The 810-nt window shown below is 40.1% G+C and carries 2 tRNA genes and 3 rRNA genes; all 5 read left to right on the top strand.

Annotated features, from left to right (window positions below):
• Window positions 1-152: ribosomal RNA gene (locus tag CHF27_RS13980) — 23S ribosomal RNA — on the top strand; the annotation flags it as partial.
• A gap of 183 nt (window positions 153-335) precedes the next feature.
• A 5S ribosomal RNA gene (rrf, locus tag CHF27_RS13975) occupies window positions 336-452 on the top strand.
• Between the two features lie 5 nt (window positions 453-457).
• Window positions 458-546 (top strand) — tRNA-Leu (locus CHF27_RS13970).
• Between the two features lie 10 nt (window positions 547-556).
• Window positions 557-633: transfer RNA gene (locus tag CHF27_RS13965), tRNA-Ile, on the top strand.
• A 106-nt stretch (window positions 634-739) separates the two neighbouring features.
• Window positions 740-810: ribosomal RNA gene (locus CHF27_RS13960) — 16S ribosomal RNA — on the top strand; the annotation flags it as partial.

The following is an 810-nucleotide window of genomic DNA, read 5'->3' as shown; positions in this document are numbered from 1 at the left end:
GCTGAAAGCATCTAAGCGCGAAGCCTACTTCAAGATAAGATTTCCCACCGTAAGGGTAAGATCCCAGGAAGACTACCTGGTTGATAGGTCGAAGGTGTAAGTGCAGTAATGTATTTAGCTTAACGATACTAATAGATCGAGGACTTGACCAAGAATTAAAATGATAATTCCTAAATGTATACAGTTTTCAAAGTATTAATTTGATATCTTAAGAATAATAAATTGTTTTATGTAAATAATTGACTAAAATTAAGATAAAAAGTATTGACACTTTATAATAAAGGTGTTAATATAGTACTTGTCCTAAATAAGGGCAAAATAAATAAACACAATAATCTGGTTATAATAGCAAAGAGGATACACCTGTTCCCATTCCGAACACAGAAGTTAAGCTCTTTAGCGCTGATGGTACTTGGAGGGCAACCTCCTGGGAGAGTAGGACGTAGCCAGGTGATGTGCCGAAGTGGCGGAACTGGCAGACGCACAGGACTTAAAATCCTGCGGGACTTACCTCTCGTACCGGTTCGATTCCGGTCTTCGGCACCAAATTTATTGTGGGCCATTAGCTCAGTTGGTTAGAGCGCCCGGCTCATAACCGGTAGGTCCGGGGTTCGAGTCCCTGATGGCCCACCACAATAAATTATAAGAACTTTGAAAATTAAACAGTAGGTTAATTTATAGAATTTGAAACAACCAAACAAAGCCAGATATATAACAGTATCTGAGCCCATCAAAACTTTTATTTGAGAGTTTGATCCTGGCTCAGGATGAACGCTGGCGGCGTGCCTAACACATGCAAGTCGAGCGATT

It is taken from the genome of Romboutsia maritimum (assembly GCF_002251085.2).
In the GTDB taxonomy this organism is placed as follows: domain Bacteria; phylum Bacillota; class Clostridia; order Peptostreptococcales; family Peptostreptococcaceae; genus Romboutsia_B; species Romboutsia_B maritimum.
Note: the sequence above shows the minus strand (reverse complement) of the source record. Positions and strands in the feature narration are given on the sequence as shown.